At 40.9% G+C, this 20976-nt stretch carries 19 protein-coding genes and 1 tRNA gene; 5 read left to right on the top strand and 15 right to left on the bottom strand.

Annotation, left to right across the window (positions count from 1 at the left end; translation table 11 throughout):
* Positions 1-34 precede the first annotated feature (34 nt).
* The 4 genes from KJ678_04020 to KJ678_04005 all read right to left on the bottom strand — a co-directional run bounded on the left by KJ678_04020 (position 35) and on the right by KJ678_04005 (position 6523).
* A complete protein-coding gene (locus KJ678_04020) occupies positions 35-1456 on the bottom strand; it encodes a hypothetical protein (protein ID MBU1017298.1) in 1422 nt (473 codons plus the stop codon).
* A 580-nt stretch (positions 1457-2036) separates the two neighbouring features.
* The gene (locus tag KJ678_04015) at positions 2037-2327 is read right to left on the bottom strand and encodes a GIY-YIG nuclease family protein (protein ID MBU1017297.1); all 291 of its coding nucleotides are present in this window, start codon (positions 2325-2327) and stop codon (positions 2037-2039) included.
* Between the two features lie 208 nt (positions 2328-2535).
* Positions 2536-3852, bottom strand: a complete 1317-nt coding sequence (gene dnaB, locus KJ678_04010; protein ID MBU1017296.1) for a replicative DNA helicase — start codon at positions 3850-3852, stop codon at positions 2536-2538.
* A gap of 136 nt (positions 3853-3988) precedes the next feature.
* Positions 3989-6523, bottom strand: a complete 2535-nt coding sequence (locus tag KJ678_04005) for an AAA family ATPase (GenBank protein ID MBU1017295.1) — start codon at positions 6521-6523, stop codon at positions 3989-3991.
* Between the two features lie 123 nt (positions 6524-6646).
* Between KJ678_04005 and KJ678_04000 the strand changes: the two genes are divergently transcribed.
* Positions 6647-7903, top strand: a complete 1257-nt coding sequence (locus tag KJ678_04000; protein ID MBU1017294.1) for an ATP-binding protein — start codon at positions 6647-6649, stop codon at positions 7901-7903.
* Positions 7904-7929: 26 nt separating this feature from the next.
* Here the strand turns inward: KJ678_04000 and KJ678_03995 are convergent, their stop codons facing one another.
* Positions 7930-8415 carry a hypothetical protein gene (locus tag KJ678_03995; GenBank protein ID MBU1017293.1) on the bottom strand — a complete coding sequence of 162 codons (486 nt, stop codon included), beginning with the start codon at positions 8413-8415 and terminating at the stop codon, positions 7930-7932.
* Positions 8416-8548: 133 nt separating this feature from the next.
* On the opposite strand from KJ678_03995, the gene KJ678_03990 reads away from it, so the two are divergent.
* Positions 8549-9601, top strand: a complete 1053-nt coding sequence (locus KJ678_03990; protein ID MBU1017292.1) for a DMT family transporter — start codon at positions 8549-8551, stop codon at positions 9599-9601.
* 135 nt (positions 9602-9736) lie between these two features.
* Positions 9737-10054, top strand: a complete 318-nt coding sequence (gene rpmE / locus KJ678_03985) for a 50S ribosomal protein L31 (protein MBU1017291.1) — start codon at positions 9737-9739, stop codon at positions 10052-10054.
* 197 nt (positions 10055-10251) lie between these two features.
* Here the strand turns inward: rpmE and KJ678_03980 are convergent, their stop codons facing one another.
* Positions 10252-10998 (bottom strand): PCRF domain-containing protein, encoded by a 747-nt coding sequence (locus tag KJ678_03980; protein ID MBU1017290.1) that lies wholly within the window; start codon positions 10996-10998, stop codon positions 10252-10254.
* 186 nt (positions 10999-11184) lie between these two features.
* The gene (locus KJ678_03975; GenBank protein MBU1017289.1) at positions 11185-12417 is read right to left on the bottom strand and encodes a S41 family peptidase; all 1233 of its coding nucleotides are present in this window, start codon (positions 12415-12417) and stop codon (positions 11185-11187) included.
* A gap of 130 nt (positions 12418-12547) precedes the next feature.
* On the opposite strand from KJ678_03975, the gene KJ678_03970 reads away from it, so the two are divergent.
* On the top strand, positions 12548-13147 hold the full coding sequence (locus KJ678_03970; GenBank protein ID MBU1017288.1) for a hypothetical protein: 600 nt from the start codon (positions 12548-12550) through the stop codon (positions 13145-13147).
* Positions 13144-13863, top strand: coding sequence for a nucleotidyl transferase AbiEii/AbiGii toxin family protein (locus KJ678_03965; protein ID MBU1017287.1), 720 nt, complete (start codon positions 13144-13146; stop codon positions 13861-13863). The genes KJ678_03970 and KJ678_03965 overlap by 4 nt, the downstream gene beginning before the upstream one ends.
* Positions 13864-14157: 294 nt before the next feature.
* Here KJ678_03965 and KJ678_03960 read toward each other — a convergent pair whose 3' ends face one another.
* The 8 genes from KJ678_03960 to KJ678_03925 all read right to left on the bottom strand — a co-directional run bounded on the left by KJ678_03960 (position 14158) and on the right by KJ678_03925 (position 20209).
* The gene (locus KJ678_03960) at positions 14158-14604 is read right to left on the bottom strand and encodes a hypothetical protein (protein MBU1017286.1); all 447 of its coding nucleotides are present in this window, start codon (positions 14602-14604) and stop codon (positions 14158-14160) included.
* Between the two features lie 395 nt (positions 14605-14999).
* Positions 15000-16283 carry an ATP-binding protein gene (locus tag KJ678_03955; GenBank protein ID MBU1017285.1) on the bottom strand — a complete coding sequence of 428 codons (1284 nt, stop codon included), beginning with the start codon at positions 16281-16283 and terminating at the stop codon, positions 15000-15002.
* 57 nt (positions 16284-16340) lie between these two features.
* Entirely contained in the window at positions 16341-17324 is a 984-nt protein-coding gene (locus tag KJ678_03950) for a hypothetical protein (GenBank protein ID MBU1017284.1), read from the bottom strand.
* The gene (locus KJ678_03945; protein MBU1017283.1) at positions 17321-18355 is read right to left on the bottom strand and encodes a hypothetical protein; all 1035 of its coding nucleotides are present in this window, start codon (positions 18353-18355) and stop codon (positions 17321-17323) included. Before KJ678_03945 ends, KJ678_03950 begins: the two co-directional genes overlap by 4 nt.
* Positions 18356-18492: 137 nt before the next feature.
* Complete coding sequence (gene rpsR, locus KJ678_03940) at positions 18493-18738, bottom strand: 30S ribosomal protein S18 (GenBank protein MBU1017282.1); 246 nt, start codon at positions 18736-18738, stop codon at positions 18493-18495.
* A gap of 3 nt (positions 18739-18741) precedes the next feature.
* A complete protein-coding gene (locus tag KJ678_03935) occupies positions 18742-19278 on the bottom strand; it encodes a single-stranded DNA-binding protein (protein MBU1017281.1) in 537 nt (178 codons plus the stop codon).
* Between the two features lie 109 nt (positions 19279-19387).
* Positions 19388-19726 carry a 30S ribosomal protein S6 gene (gene rpsF, locus KJ678_03930; GenBank protein ID MBU1017280.1) on the bottom strand — a complete coding sequence of 113 codons (339 nt, stop codon included), beginning with the start codon at positions 19724-19726 and terminating at the stop codon, positions 19388-19390.
* Positions 19727-20136: 410 nt separating this feature from the next.
* A tRNA-Arg gene (locus KJ678_03925) sits at positions 20137-20209 on the bottom strand.
* Between the last annotated feature and the right edge of the window lie 767 nt (positions 20210-20976).

Raw genomic sequence — 20976 nt, 5'->3', positions numbered from 1 at the left:
GGGTATGGGATTTGGACAAGACAAGTTGGTTGGACTATTCGCCCTCATCATAACGAGCAGGGCTATGACGTCTTCGCCCCCCTCGCTCTCCTGGAGTTTCCCACATCCTCTCAATTCCACCAGCGACAATTATCACCGCCGTGAGGATTTTGTAAAAGAACAGAGCGTTAGCGCTCAAAGAAATAACCTTTCCAATAAAAGGTAAACCCTGCATCACGGGCAAAAACACTTCAGGAAAGGCGTTTGCCAAGAAAAACCCTCCTACCACGCCAAATATAATCAACAACCCCAAGGGACAAACGAGAAAGAACCACACATTATTGACCATAGTGGGTAATAGACCAATTAAGATGGAATCGTTACCCACCCCTTGTGAGATTTTCCTCGCCTCCCCAAGCAAAGGTTTAAGGTATTTGGATAGATATGACCCCATCATAAACAGCGCGCACAGCAAGAGGAAAATGGGCGCAATGTTTGCCGCATCCACGGAATTAAGCCCTAAAAACCTGGGCTTGCGCCATTTATCCCAAAGAAAAGCGCCAAGTGACAGCGCCCCAATCAATGTTGGGAGAATCCACACGATCTGGATAGACGCGCCGTTTCCGTTGGACATTTTACCAGCAAGAGACCTCATGCCCTCTCTAGCTTTGCCCGCGGGTTTGTTAATAACCAAACCCACGAGGTACCCAACCGAAAGAATAACAGCAAGGAAAACCGAGAAAATCCAAAACTTTGAAATAAAACTCGCCGTTTTGAACATCCCCAAAACCTCGCTTGTCCCCGAAGCCTGCAGAACAGGAAGGGTAACATTGGGGCTAAAAGCGGGCAGACGCAATGACAATGTCACGGACAACGCCAGCGCCCACTTGAGCCAAGCCGAAATCGGAAATTCCATCCCACTCAAGAAGATACGGTTGCAAAGCGAAAACATTCCCCACAAAGCCACCACCCAAATAATAAAGGCGAGAATCTTTGCTAGGACATCTGTAACAGCGCTTCCGGCGCGAGAGGGTTCATACCCAAACTTGCCCATCTCATGCGCTAGAGCGTTCATAAAAGGAGTGTTGGACACCGCCTTTACCGCTCCCGTTCCCTTTTCCACCATAGCGGAAGGGAGACTTGCGCCCGCCTGCGAAGGCAAGCTTGCTTTCGGAACGGACTGCGCTGGTTGCTGAAACAAAGGCGCTGTTTCCGTGAGTGCGGGAACTTGTCCCAAATCCGCGGAAGGCGCCGTTTCCACACCCGCCGATGGTGGTAAAACCTGGCTACCATCCAAAGGCGCGAAAGACGGCACGGACGGCACAGCGATTTTCTGCTCGACAGCCCCGCCACCAAAAATCTTTTTGATGGACGGGGCACCTACTGTAAGAACGAGGATACCCGCCACTACCACCAAAACAATCACTGCCAAAGACCGAACCGGAACCCTTCGCCCACTACCCGTTCTTTTAGACATTTTCCTCTCCTTTCTTACAAACAGTTATGAGCCACGCGAGTTACTGTTTGTTAGACTCGCCGTAGGCGAGTAGCTCAACGAACGAATAACTCCTTCTTCCTCCACCCGCAAAAAATTACGAGAAAAAAATAACTCATAATATTTCGCGGGAAGAGGATACCTTAAGGAATTTGCAAAACCGATTTTTCGTTTTACTTTTCTTAAGGCTATTTAGTTTACAAGGTGCGAGGAACAAAAAAGACTACACAAGCAGTGTAGTCTTCTCCACTCAAATTTCTTTGAGATTGTAAATCTTATAGCATAAAAAATCCGCGAAGTCAATAAAAAGAAATTTCTCCCCAGAGTAAATAACTATTGACTTTTGAAGGTGTTTTTGATATATTGCAAATAATCGTTATATCCTACTCACTTGATTGGAAGATCGTTACAATCCTTCCCGCGCTCAGCCTCTTCTTTTTCATCCCACTCATCCTTGCAGAGGAACTAAACCCGCCAGTGGGCATCCCGCCATTGCGAGGAGCTTGCCTTTCCCCGTCATTGCGAGAAAGGAGCGAAGCGACTGACGAAGCAATCTAACACTTCACAAAATGTCTTCATATAAATCCTTCCATTTCGGATTAAATTTATTAATCAAATTAATCTTCTTTTGCCTTGACCCGCCCTTTATTTGCTTCTCACGAAATATAGCATCTTCAATGGTGCCATACACTTCGTAATACACTAATTTATAAACATTATACTTTTTTGTAAAACTAGGACACCCTCCAATCTTATGTTGCCAAATCCGCTTTATGAGATTGGAAGTAACGCCTGTATAAAGAACTGTGTTGTTAATGTTTGTAAGGATATAGATAAAGGACGGATTTTTCATTCCTTAATTACAACATTGCTAGATTGCTTCGTCGCTCGTTGCACTCTCTCCTCGCAATGACAACGACTCTCGTCATTGCGAGGAAGGAACGAAGTGACTGACGAAGCAATCCCACCCAGATTGCTTCCCCCTCGCTAAAGCGCGGGGTCGCAATGACAAATACTCCCCGTCATTGCGAGGAAGGAACGAAGTGACTGACGAAGCAATCTCATCTCTTCGTATCCTGCTCGTAAAATTTGGTTTGACCGCCGTGGAAAAATAATTCAATCTCCCCCGTGGGCCCGCTTCGGTGTTTGGCTATCCCAAGTTTTAATAAATTCCTCTGCTCCTCATCGGGTATGTGCAAAAACATTACAACATCGGCATCCTGCTCCAACGCTCCCGACTCCCGCAAATCGCTTAACTGCGGCCGTTTCTCCCCACCCCTTTGCTCCACCGCCCGCGAAAGCTGACTTAACGCCAAAACCGGCACATTAAGCTCCCTCGCCAACCCCTTTAAGGACTGCGATATTTCCGAAACTTCCTGCACCCGATTTTCCAAATTTCGGCCATGCATTAATTGCAAATAGTCCACCACCACAAGCCTAATCCCTTTGTCCAACTTCAGTCGGCGCGCCTTTGTTCTCATTTCCATTATGGATATGCCCGGCGTGTCGTCAATAAAAATCGGCGCTTCCGCTAAAACCCCCATAGCCTCTCCCAACTTTGCAAAATCGTCATCGCTTAAATTCCCCGTGGTTATTTTAAAAACATCCACCCCCGCCTGCGCCGCCAACATTCTGTCACTTAACTGCTCACTGCTCATTTCCAAAGAAAACATAGCAACCGGCATCTTATGCTTTACCGCCGCAAATTGAGCAATGTTTGTGGCCAACGAACTTTTACCAACCGAAGGCCTCGCCGCTAAAATAATTAAATTAGAATCTTGCAACCCGTTAAGCTTTGCGTCCAAAGATTTTAGCCCCGTAGGAACCCCCCGCAACATACCTTTATGCTTATGCAATTCTTCTAAACGGTCAAAACTTGTTTCCAAAACTTTTTTTAACGGCTCAAATTCCTGCTTCAAATAGTCCTGCGATATTGAGTACAATTCTTGTTCCGCTTTGTCCAGCAAATAGTTTACATCTTGTTCTTCCAAAAACCCGAGTTCCCCTATTTTTCCCGCAACGGTAATGAGTTGCCGCCTTACATACGAATCTTTAATTATACGGGCGTAAGTTTCTATATTTGCGGAAGTAGGCATAAAGGAAGCCAGTTCGCTAAGATAAGAAACGCCCCCAACTTCGGTTAAACTTTTCTTTTTCTTTAAAACATTGGGAACGGTAACAAGGTCAATAGGTTCCCTTTTTTCGTAAAGTTCCAAAATCGCCTCAAAAACGCTTTTGTGAGAATCTTTATAAAAGTGTTCGGGACGCAAAAATTCCGCTATCTTTATAATAGCGTCGCTGTCAATAAGAACGGCTCCAAGAACCGATTTCTCCGCTTCTATTGAATTAGGAGGAAGTTTTATTTCCACGATATTAATTTCAAATGTCAAAACGCAAAACTCAAAACCACAACTTAAATCTCAAAGCTAGAAAACAAAGAATTTAGATTTAAAGTTTTTAGATGTGGCTTCGCCAAGCGAACTTACTTCGTAACCTTTGACATTTTCCAACAATTCACAATCTAATAACATCTCCTGACTTAAAATTGTTCTCTAATATTTCTCTCGCTATAGCGTCCTCCACCTCATCTTGAATATACCTTCTTACCGACCGTCCGCCAAAAACCGGGTCGTATCCTTCGCGAATAATTTTGTCCATTAAACCAGAAGCATATTGTACTACAATACCCTTCTCCTGTTCCACCTTTTTCGCCAATCTTTTAAGCATTAAATCCGCCACAAGTTTTATTTCCTCGTTTGACAAAGGCTTATACACCACCACCGCGTCAAATCGGTTAATAAATTCCGGCGAGAATATTTTTTCTCTTAATACAAATTCCGTTAGCTCGCCGCTTAATTTTTCAACTTCTCGCCCTTCCTTTATATAAGTTCTAATATACTCCGCCCCGGCGTTTGAGGTTGCTATTATAATTAAATTTTCGGCGGACACTTTGTTTCCAAAAGCGTCGGTGATATAACCTTCATCCAAAACCGTTAAAAATAGGTTGAGGACATCCCGTTCCGCCTTTTCAATTTCGTCCAAAAGCAAAACGCCAAAAGGATTGTTTTTTAAAGTAGAAGTAAGCGCCCCGGGCTTATCGTCTTTAAAAAAGCCAATTAACCGTTCCAAAGCGGACTCTCCCTGATATTCCGCCATATCAAATCGCAGTAAATACTTTTCCGCCCCAAAGTATATGTCCGCTAAAGCTTTAGCCGTTTCGGTTTTTCCAACCCCAGTAGGACCTAAAAACAAAAAAGCTCCCGACGGCCGTTTGCTTGCCGAAACCCCGGTTCTAACTCTGCGCAATGCTTTAGAAAGAGCCTCTATAGCAGGTTCTTGGTCAATTAGTCTTTCGTGAATGAGGCTAGCTATGTTCAACAATTTTTCATTTTCTTCCTTGCTTCCCGCAACCGGAACCCCCACCATTTTAGATACCGCTTCCTTTACCGAATCTTCATTAACAATTTTATAATCTTTAGAAGAAACTGAAGCTAAAACGCGATTAAAAACCGCCAAAACCCTCTCGGGTTTAGGTTCGTTTATTAAAAACTTGTTGGATAAAGCAACCATAGCCCTTAACGCTTTTAATGTTATAACCACTTTATCCTTGTAAAAAGCCTCGTTTGCAAAATCTTCCAAAATTTTTAGAGAGTCCTCCGCATTAGTTTCTTCCACCTTTACCACCGAAAAAAGGTCGCTTATTATATCGTTTCCAGCGCAGATTTCGTTAAAAAAGGATATTTCCATAACCCCGATAATAGGCGGAAAATCGTAATTTTTAGCTTTAACAAACACCGAAAAAAGGTCAACGCCGTATTTTGCGGACAATATTTTCTCAAAAGCGTCCACCACCACAACAATATTGCCCGCGCGACCGCCTTCTTCCATTATTTCAATAAATTTCGCGGGGGCAGTTTCTTTGCTATAAGCGCTCAAAAATGTTTCGGTGTTAAGCATTAAAACTCGCTTATCTCGCAACTTCAAGGGAATGTGATGCAAATCTATTTTCTCGGCTAAATTGTAAATTAGGCTATGTTTGCCCACCCCTTTAACCCCGGTAATTATAGTTACATTTTTTCCTTCGCTTTGCAAAAGAGATTCTTCTAATTGTTTAAGTTGCGCTTTCCTGCCATACAAGCTGTAGTACGACCTTTTCTGGTAAGTAGCGGTAATGTCCAGACAATACTGGTCTAAAAAATTGGTATAGCCAAAACTCAAAATACTGCCAATGCTTCCGATTTTTAGCAAATTATCCATATCCCAAAACCGCATAACTTTTTCTTTAAAAGAGTGGGTTCTTTGGTACCAAGAAACAATTTCGTCTAAATCCTCTTTGGAAATATTGTTTTCTTTTAGATATTTTTTAAGAGGCTCCCAATTTTCGCACAAACGCAAAAAAAACTCCGTAGGAAGAACACCCTGCAAAGTCTGTTCGCTAAAAAATGCGTCTGTTCCACTTGGGGGTAATTGGACAGGCGGGGGCGTAATAGCCTGTTTAAGTGGAGTAATACCCGTTGCCGTTTCGTTAGGGAGCGTTCCTTTATTTCCTATATAAGAATCGCGGGGTCCCTGAGAAAAAGGCAACGGTGTGTTACAAAGCTGTAAAAACGACACCCCCAATTTATCCAAAAAGAACTGTCCATACGAGGAATTAAAAAAGTCCGCTATATTTGAAACTTTTACTTTTCCTCCCCTTTTAACCTTTAGATAAAAAAGAAGGGTAATGAAAGGAAAAATCAAGTAGGACAACAAAAGAATTACCGCCAAAACCCCAAAACCTAGAATTGCGATAAATCCAGCGAAAATAACAAAAAAGCGGGTTATAAAGCCGATAAAGCGAGAAACAAAATTTTCTATAATATTGCCAAGCCAGATTTCAAAATGAAAACCGGGCTTTTTTTCGGTAAGGTCTAGCCGTCTAAACCGCCAAAATAGGGTTTTTAGTAAAAGGGGGATGGAAAAATAGTGGAAGACGAAAGCGAAATAGTTGTGGAGGATAGCCACAAAATATTTAAAAGCGGTGGTGTAGTGCCATTTTAAAAAGTTCATTAACTAAATTATAAACCAACCCTATAATGAAATCAAACAAAGGATTCACCTTTTTCAAAGGAGAATCCTTAATACCGAATTTCTGGAACTTGACATTCAAAGAAACGGGGTTAAAATGGGAATATGGGCAAAAAAATTAAAAGAGACTTGCAAAAAAGCGTGGAAAAACATCTTACAAACAAGGAGATAACCCTAATTGTGGGTCCCCGCCAAGCGGGCAAAACCTTTTTAATGCGGGTTATACAAGAAGGTTTAAACAAAAAAGGGCTTAAAACTCTTTTCCTCAATCTTGATATTGAAACGGACAAAAAATTTTTCATCTCTCAAAACTCTTTAATAGAAAAGATCCGTCTTGAGCTGGGAAAAAACGAAGGGTATGTGTTTATAGATGAGATACAACGAAAAGAAAACGCGGGGTTGTTCTTAAAAGGCATTTTTGACAGTAATCTCCCTTATAAATTTATTGTTTCAGGGTCGGGCAGTTTGGAACTAAAAGAAAAAATTCATGAATCATTAGCGGGGAGAAAGAGAGTTTTTGAGCTTAATACTCTTAATTTTAACGAATTCGTAAATTTTAAAACCGAATATCGTTACAAAAACAGACTTAACAACTTTTTTGCGCTGGAACAAGAAAAAACACAAGCTTTGCTCAAGGAATACCTTGTTTTTGGCGGTTATCCCAAAGTAGTTCTTTCTCAAACACTAGAGGAAAAAAACGCTGTAATGGGAGAAATTTACCGCAGTTATGTTGAAAAAGACATTAAATATCTCCTTAATTTGGAAAAAACCGAAGAGTTTTCAAATTTAGTTAAAATCATATCCTCGCAAATTGGCGGTATGGTTAATTTTTCCGAAATAGCAAGCACAATAGGACTATCTCATAAAACCGTAAAACTTTATCTTTGGTATTTAGAAAAAACATTTATCTTAAAGAAACTTACGCCTTACTTTCGCAATACTAGAAAAGAGGTCTCCAAAACCCCCGTTTATTACTTTTATGATTTAGGGTTAAGGAATTACATTCTTAATTTGTTTGGACATACGGTTTTAGATTTAAACGGCGGTCATTTGTTTGAGAACTTTGTTTTTAATGTTTTACGGCAATCGTTATTTAACACCCCCTCCTCGCTTAACTTTTGGAGGACTAGAGACAACGCCGAGGTGGATTTTGTAATTAATGCGGGGACAAAGTTAATTCCAATTGAGGCTAAATTCACAACATTGAATAAAGTGAGATTATCGCGGTCTCTCCACAGCTTTATAAAAACATATCATCCCCAAGATGTATACATAACACATTTAGGAAAGGCGTTGAAAGAGCAGATAAATGAAACTAATGTCTATTTAATTCCCTTTTATCAGCTTCCGCAACTTACATAAACCTATAAAATGTCCAACCTCGGGGGTTAGAGAGTTACAATTTCCATCTCTTCGGTTAGTTCGTCTTTGCTTTTTATATTAAGCTTATCCACAGTTCTAACCGCCATTCCGGAAAAATATTTTTGCAAAAGCTCCGGCGAATAATTTATGGGGATAAATAAATTGGGGTCAATGCCTTCAAGCGCTTTTACATTCTCATCCGTTAAAAAAGTAAGCAAAATATCCGTATCCGCAAGCTCCTCCACCTGCTCTGGGGAAAGAGGCTCTTTTAAAGGACTAATATAGGCAATTTTAATCCTCTCCTGCGTAACCGCCAAAAAAACAGTTTTACCCTCGCCTCCGTTTACGCCATAAATATGAATACCTTTTATTTCATACTCCCCCGCCGTATTAATTACAAAAGGCGCCCCTTCTATTTCAACAATACCCTCTCCCATAACAACATCCACTTTGCCATTTTCACCCATACTTTCTATTTTATATTTTCCGTTTTTTAGGTTTTTTATGAGCATTTCAATATTTGACTAAGGAGTTTCCCCGCCAGCTGGCGGAGAGACTCCTTTGTTAAATTCAATTTGAGTTTTGACATTTCTACAATCTTATCAAAGACTAAAAACTTTCTCAATGATATAATAAAACAAAACTATGCCGCCTGCCCAAAAACGAACCAAAGCCATATTTGCCATAATAACAGCCACCGCTATCTGGGGAATTGCGGGACCCGTTATAAAAGCCACCTTAAACGAAATCCCACCCTACACATTTTTATTTACAAGATGCTTGTTTGCGTGCGCCATACTTATTCCCATTCTTATTTTAGATATAAGAAAAAATCACATAATCCTAACTCCTAAATACCTCAAACATCTTTTCATAATGGGACTTCTTGGCGTAACTCTTTCTATAGGACTAACTTTTGAAGGATTTAAAAGGACAACCAGCCTTGAAGGCACCCTTATAGGAAGCGTGGGTCCTCTGTTTACAATCGCCGCGGGGGTACTTTTTTTAAAAGAAAAGATAACCAAAAACGAAAAAACAGGGCTTATTATAACTATGCTCGGAACAATGCTTTTAATTGTAGAGCCAATAAAAGCCAATGGACACTTAAAACTCACCGGTTTTGAAGGAAATTTGCTAATAATTTTGGCGGCGTTGGCGGGAGCGGCTTTTTCTTTATACACCAAAAAAATATTTAACCACCGCAAACATTTTTCGCCTATGGTGGTAACAACCTTTCTTTTCTTAACAGGTTTAATAACTTTTGCCCCCTTATCGTTTTTGGAATATTTTAAAGACCCGCAGGTTTACAACAAAGCGTTAAGTTTTCCCGCTTTATGGGGGGTTTTATATATGGCAATTCTTTCATCTGTAGTCGCTTATTATTTATTTGAATACGCCATGGAAAAAATTGAATCTAGCGAAGTTGCGGTATTTGGATATATAGCCCCTATTTTCGCCGCGCCTTTTGCGTTTTGGCTTTTGGAAGAGCGGATTACCGCGGTATTTACCCTCGCCGCAATAATAATAACACTGGGAATCGTGGTTATGAACATCAAAAATAGAGGTCAGACCCCTAAGTCTAACACCGGGTGTTGGGTATTTATGACAAAAAATGAAAAGGCGAATTTGGTATGCCAACCAAATCAATGGGACTACCACCGCCCCCCCCAAAAAGGTAGAAAACTCCCGTCTCAATAAGAGTGGGACGGTAGAATCCGGAAGCGATACTCACAAAAAGCGCTGAACTCCACGCAATCCCAATGATAATCAAATTCATTGCCCCCTAATTGGTCTTTGACTTTTAGCTCTGCTTGATAGTAAAATGTCCAAAGTATGAAAAAAGATATTCACCCTAAATGGCACGAGGAGGCAAAAATATTCTGTTCCTGCGGAAATCATTTTACCGCCGGTTCCACTGTTCCTGAAATTAAGGTTGAAATCTGCAGTAACTGCCACCCTTTTTATACCGGCGAACAAAAGTTTGTGGATACCGAGGGAAGAGTTGAAAAGTTCGTTAAAAAATCCGAAAAAATAAGCAAAATTAAAAAAGCTCATCAAGAAGTGCTACAAAAAAGAACCGAAAAAACCACTAAAGAAAAAACCCCAAAACCTCAAACCCTCAAAGATATGCTAAAGAGGGCAAGAGAGTAAAAAAAGTTAAAGGTTAAAAGTCACCTGCCCGCAATGCTACCCGCCCGCATCGCATACGCGAAAGCGTTTCGGGCGCGGCACAAAGCGTTGCAGGCGGGAAAGTCAAAATTTAACAAAGGAGACTCCTTTGAAAAAGGAGTCTCCTTAGATAGCTTTGAGTTGTTATTTGACATTTGACATTTGAGTTTTGACATCTTTTACTTCGCAAATTCCCTCAGTATACGCTCAATCCCCCCTTCCATAATTTTTTCCAAATTATGCCAGCTTTTCTTGATACGATGGTCGGTTAACCTGTCTTGCGGAAAATTATATGTCCTTATTTTCTCGCTCCTGTCCCCCGTTCCAATTTGATTTTGCCGCAATTTGTCCATTGACCCTTTTTGCCGTTCCGTTTGCATTAAAAAAAGCTTGGATTTTAATATCTCAAGCGCCCTCTCCTTATTCTGAAACTGACTTCTCTCATCCTGACAAGACACTACTAACCCCGTTGGGATATGCGTAACCCTTACCGCAGTTTCAACTTTGTTCACATTCTGCCCGCCAGCCCCGCCACTGCGATAAGTGTCCACCCTTAAATCCGAAGGATTAATATTAAATTCCCCGCCCGCAGACAAATCTGTTATCACCGGCAAAACTGCAACTGTGGCGGTAGAAGTGTGAACACGCCCCCCTCTTTCGGTAACGGGGATTCTCTGAACACGATGAACCCCCGATTCATTTTTTAAAAAAGCGTATAAATTGGCGGGGACAAGCCCCGCAGCTACTTCAAAAACATTTTTAGAAATACTTTTAACCTTCCAACCTTGGTTATGAGCAAATTTTGTGTACATCCGATACAAATCCCCCGCAAACAAAGAGGCTTCGTCTCCGCCCGTTCCGGCGCGGATTTCCATAATAACACGGGAGGAGTCTATTCTTTCTGTTATAGAAGGATTATTGTACATAGTAGTATTTTATCAAAAAAACCACAACTCAAAGGTCAAATGTCAAAACTCAAATCCACAGCGTAAATCTCAAATCTTAATTCTTTCAAATTTAAGGTTTTGACATGTGGATTTGACATTTGAGTTTTGCGTTTTGAGATATATTCTTATCTATGGAAATCCTTTATCAACAACTTACAGATTTGTTTAGAGTTTCGCCCCCCCCCCTTTCGCCAATTCTACCGCCTTCTCAAGCTGGGGGTCGCTAAAATTCTTTACATCTTCCTCCGTTATTTCCACAGAATAATCCGGTGTTATACCTACCTTGTGAACCCAAATACCCTTGGGAGAAAGCCATTTCGCCACCGTTACATGAACCCCCGAACCGTCTTTGAAATCCCGCGCGTCTTGCACCGTGCCTTTTCCAAAACTTTTAGCGCCAACGGTTACCGCGCGCCCATAATCTTGTAACGCCAATGTTAAAATTTCGCTCGCCGACGCAGAACCTTGGTCAATTAACACCACTACCGGATATTTTAAAAGTTTGCCTCGTCTGTCCATATCCAAACTAGTAGCTGTTCCGTCTGCCATAACCTGTTTTACAACCACCCCTTTTTCAATAAATTCGCTTGCCACATACACGCTACCGGTTAAAAAACCTCCTGGATTTCCTCTCAAATCCAAAATAATGGACTTAAGATTTGGCATTTTGGGTAACATATCAGATATAACCTCATTCCATTCCTGCGGAGTTTTCTCGCCAAACCGCGAAAGGCGAATATAAACTACACCGTCCCCCTTATCTTCCCAAACAACGCTTTTTATCACAATTTTATCGCGGAGGATGGTTAAATTAAACTCGTCTTCTCCCCTTCTCAAAGTTAGGGTAACCCCTTGTCCTTTGGGTCCGCGGATTTTGCTAACCGCCTCTGTTATGGTTATACCCACCGTGTCTTTTTCGTCTATTTTAATAATCTTGTCGCCCGAACGAACACCAAGTTTTTGAGCGGGACTGCCGTCTAAAGGCGCAACAATTATAAGTTGGTTGTCTTTCATACCAAGTTCCGCGCCAATGCCCTCGTATTCCCCATTTAAGGAACTGCTTAAAGATTCGTTTTCCACGGGAACCAGAAAAGAGGTGTAAGGGTCGCCAACCGCAGAGGTTAAACCTTTTAGAGCGCCATACATAAGTTTGCGAGGGTCAAAGGGGCGGTCTATATGCTCCTTATTTATTAAATCCCACACTTCCCAAAATTGGGCAAAATCCACATCTTTGGGTCCATTATCCTTATTTATAACCCGAACAACTGGGGGGGTTTTTTGATACGCAATATCAAACCCGCGTCTGCCGAAATAGTAACCGCCGGTAAAAAGGCCTACTGAAAGCAGTAATACAAAAAGGACGGTGTAGAATTTTTGCAAAGTTTTTAAAGCGGACATAAAAAGATAATAAAGGAAAAGATATTAATTTTCAATTATCAATTTTTTCTATCTTCCCGTATTCTCAAAGAAAATTTCTTATTGACGCGGGTTACAAAAATACATAAAATGATTTCAGAAAGGGGCATGTATGAACACTTTACCGAAACCATTTTTTGCGAGGGAATTGTTGCTGAAACAAGAGCTTTCTATTTTCACACCGCTGGAATTCAGCAGGCTTTTTGATACCAATTCTAACCAAACAAAGTATTTTCTTGAAGAGGAAACCAAGCGCGGGTTTCTTCTCCGCCTTAAAAAAGGTCTTTACGCTCTTAAAACCGATGCGCCTTCGGAAGAAAAAATCGCCAACCGTTTATACCAACCTTCCTATATTTCGTTTGAATACGCGCTTTATTTTCATAATATTATCCCGGAATCCCCTTACCAAGTTACAAACGCCACCACCAAACCTACCAGAACTTTTACAGTCACCAATAGGGTTTTTACATATCAAAAAATTAAAACCGCCGCTTATACCGGCTACAAATTGGTGAGAAACAACAAAGAATGTTTTCTTATAGCCGAACCCGAAAAAGCGTTAGCCGACTATCTATATTTTGTTGTTCTCGGAAAAAAGCCTTACAACGAAAGGTTTAACCTCTCTAAAATCAATAAAATAAAGCTAAAAAACTATGCGAAGTTATATAAACGAGCCGCCTTAATTGAATTTGCAAAAAAAATACTGCCATGATAACCAACGAACAAATCAAAGATTTTGCCAGTAAATATCAAACCACAGAACTGAATGTTAAGCGGGAATATTTTCAGCATATTTTTCTATCGTATTTCTACCAACAACCGCAAACCAGCAACATTTATTTTAAAGGAGGAACCGCTTTGCATCTTCTTTACAAGAGTCCTCGTTTCTCCGAAGATTTAGACTTTAGCTCTCCTGTTAAAACAAAATCTGCTATTGAACAACCGCTTTTGAAAACACTCTACGAAATCGGCAGAGAAGGAATAGTTGCAGACATCCAAGAAGCCAAACCTACAAGCGGCGGATATTTGGCAGAGATCTCCTTTTCTAACAACGGGCAAAGCATTGAGATATTACTGCAAATCTCTTTTAGAGGGACTAAAAAAAGCGGCGAGGCGATTACTGTGGTAAGCGACCTCATCCCGCCATATAACCTTGTTAGTCTGGCGCAGGACCAGCTGATAACCGAAAAGATACAAGCTTTGCTTAGCCGCAAGAAACCGCGCGACTTTTACGATTTTTACTTTATCCTAAGGGCAAACATCCTGCCCGCGCAACAAAAAAACACCTTGCTCAAAGTTTCAGAACTAATTAAAAAAACGGATATAAATTTTGAGAGAGAGCTTAAACAATTTTTACCCAAAAGTCATTGGACAATTATCCACAACTTTGAAAAGAGTTTAGAAAGAGAAATACAAAAATACATTTAAACGAGAAAAAGAAAAGGGCTAATCGGGTTTGTTGATAGGATTCTCCTTTGAAGAAGGTGATAAGATTGGCAAAGTAGTTTTCTAAATTTGCCTTTTGTACATTGTCATTGTATAAATTACTACTATTTTATACAATGACAAGCAGTGGGGCACTTCAACCTTGAACTCAAGGAGACAAAAAAACGCTTGACAGGAGTTTAATTTAGTGGTATCCTTTAACCAAATGATCGGGGGGGCTAGCAACCCGAGATGAAAAACTCTCGCTTACCTAGCCAAATAACGCCCGATCTTTTTTTATATAATATACTTTAGGATATCTTTATAATTTAAATCTTTGTTTGCTTTTCTCTTCCCCTTAAAAACTTCATAAGCTTCCCAATGAGCCCCTGACTTCTTTGTTATAGAAGAAAACTTTATTTTTGATTTATCAAAACTAGGATTATTCCTTCTTATCAAACTTAAAATTAAATCTTTGACTATTGATTCTTTTCCTAAATATTCCAAATCTATAGTTATTGAGTCTGTTTTCTTTATATCCTCCTTAATCAAATAAAAACACAGTATTGCAAACACTCTATAAATGAACATTTCCGGCTTTCCCGCCTCTCTAAAAAACTTCTGCAATACTTTTTTATCTTTAGACGATAGGGAAACTGAACGGTGTCTACTGTTGCTAAAAGCCACAACAGTTTTCCTATTCGTTGCTTCAATTTTCCCAGACTGATCAATTTCTATATTCATCAAATACAAGTCTAGTTTCCCAACCTATCCAAGTCAACAACAACCTTCGAGAAAAAGAAAAGGGCTAAGATGGCTCCGCTCGTCCGTGCAGACGGCGAAGTAAAGGCCAGAAATATAACCGCACTTGAGCGGGACTATACCCGCCCAGTCCGCCAGCTGGCGGAGGGTTAGTCCCGAATGGGTATTCTCCTCCCCTTCACTTCGCTATCTGCAAAATTCCAATTGGGGTACGAACCCCTTCGGGGTGTCGACCCCTAAACCAATTTCAATAATTCCATTATACCACACTACAGGTTATATGTCAAGGGTTGTTTTAAGAACGGGGAAATGCGGGTGAAATAATTTTCCAAAAGCGAGAAGGACAGCTACTACTTGCAATGACGATGGCTATTAAATTAAACCGAATAAATTGGAAAAAAAGCTACTCTCGCGTTTCCAAAGAGCCTCGTGCCAGAAAAGTTTTTCGTTAAGACAACCGCCCGCTTTACGCTATACAGATTAATAAAACTGACTAAGCTCTTGGATATTTCCGCCTTTTTCATATTCTGGAATTTCACTTCTATCGGCACCAACTCCCCCTGCATTTTTAGCACAAAATCAACTTCTGCTCCTTGCTTCGTCCTCCAGTACCTAACATCGGAAGTACTGGGTCGGTAAATAAGATTTTGCAGAACAAAATTCTCCGCAAGAGCCCCCTTATCCTGACGCATTTCCAGCGCTCTAAAATCTCCAATAAGCCCGTTCCTCAACCCCAAATCAATAAAATAAACCTTCCTAGACTTCTTTATCTCCGTAGCCCTGTTCTTTGAAAAGGGCAAGAGAGATTTTACAACATAAGTCTCTTCCAGCGCCGAGAGAAATTTTCTAACCTCTCTAAAAGACAATCCCAGCTCGCTCCCAAACGAAGAGTAAGTAATCAAATTAGCAATCTGCAAAGATAAAGACTGCGCAAAATTTCTAAAATCCAAGTAATTCCCAATTTTCAAAAGCTTTACTATATCCCTTTCCACATATGTGTTTATAAAAGACTGTAGTCTTTCCTCAGACTTTTGCCTTTCGGACAACGCCACTGCGGGATACCCCCCATAAATTGCGTACTCCTCAAAAAGCTTAAGAGATGTATCTTCGTACAAAAGCGTTTGGGACTCAAATTTCCCACTAAATAAAAATTCTGTAAAAGCCGTCTGCAGGCTTTCGTGCTTTTTATAAACAACCCCGTCCTTGCACGATAAAAACTCCGAAAAGCTTAATGGATAAAGCTCAAAAAATATCACCCTCCCTACTAAATTCTCCGCAAGATCCCTTATCTTAAGACTTGATGACCCTGTAATAATAAACTTTGCTTCCTCAAAAAGGTCAAAAAGAAGCTTTAACACTTTTCCCCCACCTGGAACAAGCTGATACTCATCAAAAATGAAAAATGTTCTATCTCCTCCCCCCATATGCAGAGAAACAAACTCCTTTGGCGCCCTAATAAAGGATAAAAGCGTTTCCGTATCCTCAAAGCTGGCGTAAAACACCTCTTTTCCCGACAACTTAAGGTCTTCGGCAATTTTTTTAACTAAAGTGGTTTTCCCTGATTGTCTCGGACCACATATAGCAATTATTTCCCTTTCGGGTAGCCAGCTCACAAGCTTTTTTTCCAGTTCCCTTTTTATGTAATGTCCCATACTATTCATACAATTATTGCAATAATAGTAATGCTATTATTGCAGGTTTGTCAAGAGGAACTTTGGTTAGGGGTTTGCGATAACGCCAATGCTTTCGGGGTAAAGTTTTAAAATTTTTCCTTCTTCCCAAACTTCCACTTTCACCTTATCCTTATCCAGACCAACCACCGTTCCGGTTAAGCCGTAAAAATTTTGAGCAAATATTTGAACTATCTGCCCCTCCTTTACATCTGTATAAACCCCATCAATCCCCCTTGCCCATTTTAGCTCCGTTTCCTCGGGAACTATAATCTGACAAATAGCCGGTCTTAAAACAACAAACCGCGCCGCAACGCTCTTGAGATAATTAAAAAGCATCGGGTCCATAGACAATTGCCCAAATCCCGTAGTAACAATTAAGGACGGGGTTAATGGTAAACTTTCATATAAAGAGTAATCTACTCCCCCGCAAATAAAACCAAGCGTCCCAAAAAATTTTGCCTTTGAATACACATAAGAATTTAAAAACCCGCAAACCAAAATCTTACCCGCATAACTTTTATCAATCTCCGCGCTCCCTATATCTTTATAACTGCCCAAAACCGAAAGCTCGCCCGAAACATCTTCTCCTCTTCCCGCAACCCCCGAAACTTCAAGAGCCGTAGTTTCTATTAATACCGCCCTATTTTCAACCACCCCCTTAACTTTTCCCGGCGCGCCGGCAATTAGCGAATAATCCCTTTGAGGTCGTTTTATAATAAAGGATTTTTTATCCAGATTAACTTCCGCTATTATCCCGGAAAACGGCGCTTTACCTTCTTTGGACTTTAGAAACCCTTTTTTCAAAACCCACAAAACCTCATCCGCAAAAACCTTGTCGCCCTCTTTTTTAATAAATTCTCCTTCAAAAGCTATTTCTTGAGATTTTTCACTGTACAAACATTCCGCCACTTTTGAAAAGCTCTTAACAACATCCCCCGCTTTAACCAAAACATCCCCTTCAACAGGTAGCTTCCGCTCCACAAAGCTGGTTTTATTCTGTTTGTACTTTTTTATTATTAAAGTTCTCATCCCTCCCACCCCCTCACCTGTTTTCTTAGGTTGTCCCGCATCGTAAGTCGTTCAGTGCGCGAGTCCGAAAATGCTAATGGTCTTTTTCTGGTATCAAAAACCACTCCAAATACGCTTTTCACAATCTTTTTTTCAAAATCCCCTTTCTTTAATTTAATATTAACAGTTAACTCCTCCTCGCCCATTGAAGGTATTAGATGGATACCCTCTTGTTTTAAGTTCAAAACCTGCTTTTTGCCGTCGCTAAATATAACTTGAGCTGAAGGAACGGACGGGACCACAAAAACATCCGCGATATGCTTAAATTTGTATTCGTTTAGAAATTCCAAAGCGACGCCCTTTTTTTGAGAATAAAGCCCGGCTAACGGCCCCAAAACCGACTTCTCGTCAAAATACATACGCCAAAAACCCGATACGGCCATGGAATCTAAAAAAGTTAGTAACAACTCCTGCAAATTGTCGTAGTTATATAAAGATTCCCCCGACAAATAAAGCTCGCCCACGGTTTCAAAAAATTCTGGGGGGATGTTTTTAAAAGCAAACTGCATTTTTTCTCGCAAAAGCGCGTTATGAAAAGTTTTTTCCCAAACATTTTCCACAAAACTCGGTCCATACAAAAATCTGTTTTGAAAAAAATTTTCTACATTCGCGTCCGCTTCCTCAAAATCAAACCACTTAAAGATTTTTCCCGGATTTATATTAAATTCCAAAACCCCGCCGGGATAATAAAACCTTTTCTCGCCCAAATAAACTAACGGAATATTAAATTTGGAAAAAGCTGATTGGGCGGAAATTACTTTTAAAGACTTGCCTTTTATGCGAGAATACCAACCATCTTCGGAATTACAAACCACAAGAGTTTCTGGCGGTTCTTTTAAACCTAGTTGGGATAGCGCTTCATTATAAACATAACGCCATACATCGGAATAATTATCTATAAAAACGGGGTATGGAAATTTTACGCGGGCAATTTTGTCGCCATCTAGAACAGCTATTAAACTATACGGCGTAATGTAGCAAAGAAGAGGCATAGTAAAACTCAAATGTCAAAACTCAAAATTCAATTCAATCCGCCAGCTGGCGGACAAAATTCAAATGTCTAAAGACTTTTTGAGCTTTGAATTTTAGATTTGATTTGTCATTTGTCATTTGAGTTTTGAATTTTTATTTATATGCTGTGTCTCTCCGTAAACGGCAAAAGCCCCATAACACGAGCTTTTTTTATTTCCGCGGTAGCCTTCCGCTGAATTTTCGCCGACACTCCCGTTTTTTGGCGCGACAAAATCTTGAATCTGGAACTTAAAAATTTGGTTAAAGATGAGGGTTTTTTGTAATCAATTTCCCCTATTCGCGCTTTAACTTTTTTATAAGTTATATTTTTCTTAAATTGTTTTTTCTTCTTTTGTTTCGCCATATACTAAAACGGCATTTCATCCGTATCCACTACTTCTTCTGCCTCGTCTTTGGATGGTTTCACTTCGCCTTTGTCAGCATCCTTTTCATTTTTTGACGCGCTTGCCTCTCCTGCAGATTCTTTTGCGGGAGGAGTTTTATTTTCCGCATTAACAGCTGGAACAGTCTTTACAGGCAAAGATCCCGTCCCTCCCGTTTCAGAAAATCCTCTGCTTGTGAGAACTATCATATCATCAGCGACAATTTCGGTTTTATAGTGTTTAACGGCTTTATCGTCTTCCCAATTTCTGGTTTGGAGTCGGCCTTCAATATACACTTTAGCGCCTTTTTTAAGAAGCTGGGAACATATTTCCGCCAATTTATTCCAAGCCACAATATTATGGAACTCCACCGCTTCTTTTGTGGACCCATCTTCGGTATTCCACTGCCTGTTTGTGGCTACAGCAAAACTAGTTACAGCAGAGCCTTGAGGTGTATACCTCATTTCGGGATCCCTAGTTAAATTTCCTAGGATAATCGCTTTGTTTATGCTTCGGGACATTTTTTATTATTGCTAAACAGCTTATGATTAAGGTTTAATCAAAAACAATTTAGCAAAACCCTATTAACTAAACTCAAATATCAAAGTTCAAATAACAACTCAAAGCTATCTAAGGAGACTCCTTTTTCAAAGGAGTCTCCTTTGTTAAATTTTGACTTTTGTCATTTGAGCTTGTTACCATATACCTCACAATCTCCTTCTCCAACTTTAGCTTTCTTTCAAGTTCTTTTATTTTATCCGCGGGGCATTCAAAGTTTATTACTGTATAAACCCCCTCTTCGCTTTTTTTAATAGGGTACGCAAATCTCCTCAAACCCCAAAAGTCTTCTTTCTTTGCTTTGCCTTCCAAAGGTTTTAAGAGTTCAGTGAATTCTTTTAGAAAAACGCCTTTTTCGGCAAGCGAAGAATCCTTTTTTAATATTAACATTATTTCGTAGTTTTTTTCCATACTTTGAAGATAATAACAAAAGAGGAAATAAATTCAAGAGTTTCTTTCCATTCGGGATTAACCCTTATCGGGTATAATCCCGCTCTAGTTCGGTTTATTGGGGTCTGACCCTTTAGGGTCAGCACCCCTATGGATTTTAAAAATGAAAAAGCCGGTAACGCAGGTAGTTGGGAAAATAGGTAAGTCCAAAGGACAAACCCCCAACAACCAAATCGTTACCGGCTCTAGGAACACTCGAAAACCGCGCGTCGCCCGATCAGTACAGACACTTGATCCGCGCGCTTCCCGAGATAATTTTTGATTGCAACCAGGGGCCGTGGGCAACCCATTAATGTCTTTTGGACATTAATTTCTCCTTTTGGAGAAAGCTAACCCACTCTCTCCCTTTGGGAGATGCACTGGTTGCAAAATATCCGCGGCAGGACTTGAACCTGCAACAAGGGGATTAGAAATCCCCCGCTCTATCCATTGAGCTACGCGGACACAGGCAGTAAAACAAACCCAAAATATCTTTCGGACTTGTTTCATAGTCTGTCCTAATTACCAATATATCTAATTGGCGAGGACAAGCCTCGCGGCTACAAAACCACCTGTAGCTGCGGCATCATAACCCGACAATTATTCGGAATGAATTTTCCCATCTTTCATTCCCACAAACCTGCAAAGGATTGTCCCAAAAGCTTGGCCCTACCTCCTTACTTTGTAAGTCTCTCCTTTGCAGATTTGTGAAAAGAAAATGGAGCAGAGTGGAGAAGGCGCAGAACGCTGGGGTTAGCTGGGCAAAAGCCGAGGTAACGCCCGCGCTGGATTCCTTCTCCACTCCAGATCACCGTTGGCAGACGGACGGGATGCGCTAGGTCGTGCGCGATGGCTAAACAAACAACAGCCTTCTCCCGTCCACCTGCCGAACACCTGCGCAACGAGAAGAGGAGCAACCCGGAACACCGCTGCCCAAAACCTTCTAGAAAAGTCTTGGTGCTGGCATCCTCTGATCGTGGAGGCCCCTCTCCGTCGTTGCGAACCGCGATACGCGGATTTTTCTGAGCGCGTTTCAGCTCGCCACCCCCGCGCGGGTGGGCATTTTTGTTAGCGCCTTGGCGGATCGTCGTCCATTTTTGGATTTAGGACGAGCGAACCCTCCCCTTGCAACCCAACCAACTCGCTGCCCAGTGGCCGAGACTGTTGGCGTGGCGGGTTATTGCGCAAGGCGCTCTCCAAGACATTTTCATTTCCTTCCTTTCTTCCACCCT

It is taken from the genome of Patescibacteria group bacterium, from assembly GCA_018817085.1.
Lineage (GTDB): Bacteria > Patescibacteriota > WWE3 > CG2-30-40-12 > CG2-30-40-12 > CG2-30-40-12.
The sequence above is the reverse complement of the archived record's forward strand: the minus strand, read 5'-3'. Positions and strand labels throughout refer to the sequence as shown.

Bases quoted from the DNA above. Each gene is read 5' to 3' on its own strand.
- rpmE (MBU1017291.1), top strand. From the start codon at position 9,737: ATGAAAAAAGATATTCACCCTAAATGGCACGAGGAGGCAAAAATATTC.
- KJ678_03970 (MBU1017288.1), top strand. From the start codon at position 12,548: ATGAACACTTTACCGAAACCATTTTTTGCGAGGGAATTGTTGCTGAAA.
- KJ678_03975 (MBU1017289.1), bottom strand. From the start codon at position 12,417: ATGTCCGCTTTAAAAACTTTGCAAAAATTCTACACCGTCCTTTTTGTA.
- KJ678_04005 (MBU1017295.1), bottom strand. From the start codon at position 6,523: ATGAACTTTTTAAAATGGCACTACACCACCGCTTTTAAATATTTTGTG.
- KJ678_04015 (MBU1017297.1), bottom strand. From the start codon at position 2,327: ATGAAAAATCCGTCCTTTATCTATATCCTTACAAACATTAACAACACA.
- KJ678_03945 (MBU1017283.1), bottom strand. From the start codon at position 18,355: ATGCCTCTTCTTTGCTACATTACGCCGTATAGTTTAATAGCTGTTCTA.
- KJ678_03960 (MBU1017286.1), bottom strand. From the start codon at position 14,604: ATGAATATAGAAATTGATCAGTCTGGGAAAATTGAAGCAACGAATAGG.
- KJ678_03980 (MBU1017290.1), bottom strand. From the start codon at position 10,998: ATGTACAATAATCCTTCTATAACAGAAAGAATAGACTCCTCCCGTGTT.
- KJ678_03995 (MBU1017293.1), bottom strand. From the start codon at position 8,415: ATGCTCATAAAAAACCTAAAAAACGGAAAATATAAAATAGAAAGTATG.
- KJ678_03965 (MBU1017287.1), top strand. From the start codon at position 13,144: ATGATAACCAACGAACAAATCAAAGATTTTGCCAGTAAATATCAAACC.
- KJ678_04000 (MBU1017294.1), top strand. From the start codon at position 6,647: ATGGGCAAAAAAATTAAAAGAGACTTGCAAAAAAGCGTGGAAAAACAT.
- rpsR (MBU1017282.1), bottom strand. From the start codon at position 18,738: ATGGCGAAACAAAAGAAGAAAAAACAATTTAAGAAAAATATAACTTAT.
- KJ678_04020 (MBU1017298.1), bottom strand. From the start codon at position 1,456: ATGTCTAAAAGAACGGGTAGTGGGCGAAGGGTTCCGGTTCGGTCTTTG.
- KJ678_03950 (MBU1017284.1), bottom strand. From the start codon at position 17,324: ATGAGAACTTTAATAATAAAAAAGTACAAACAGAATAAAACCAGCTTT.
- KJ678_03935 (MBU1017281.1), bottom strand. From the start codon at position 19,278: ATGTCCCGAAGCATAAACAAAGCGATTATCCTAGGAAATTTAACTAGG.
- KJ678_03955 (MBU1017285.1), bottom strand. From the start codon at position 16,283: ATGAATAGTATGGGACATTACATAAAAAGGGAACTGGAAAAAAAGCTT.
- KJ678_03990 (MBU1017292.1), top strand. From the start codon at position 8,549: ATGCCGCCTGCCCAAAAACGAACCAAAGCCATATTTGCCATAATAACA.
- rpsF (MBU1017280.1), bottom strand. From the start codon at position 19,726: ATGGAAAAAAACTACGAAATAATGTTAATATTAAAAAAGGATTCTTCG.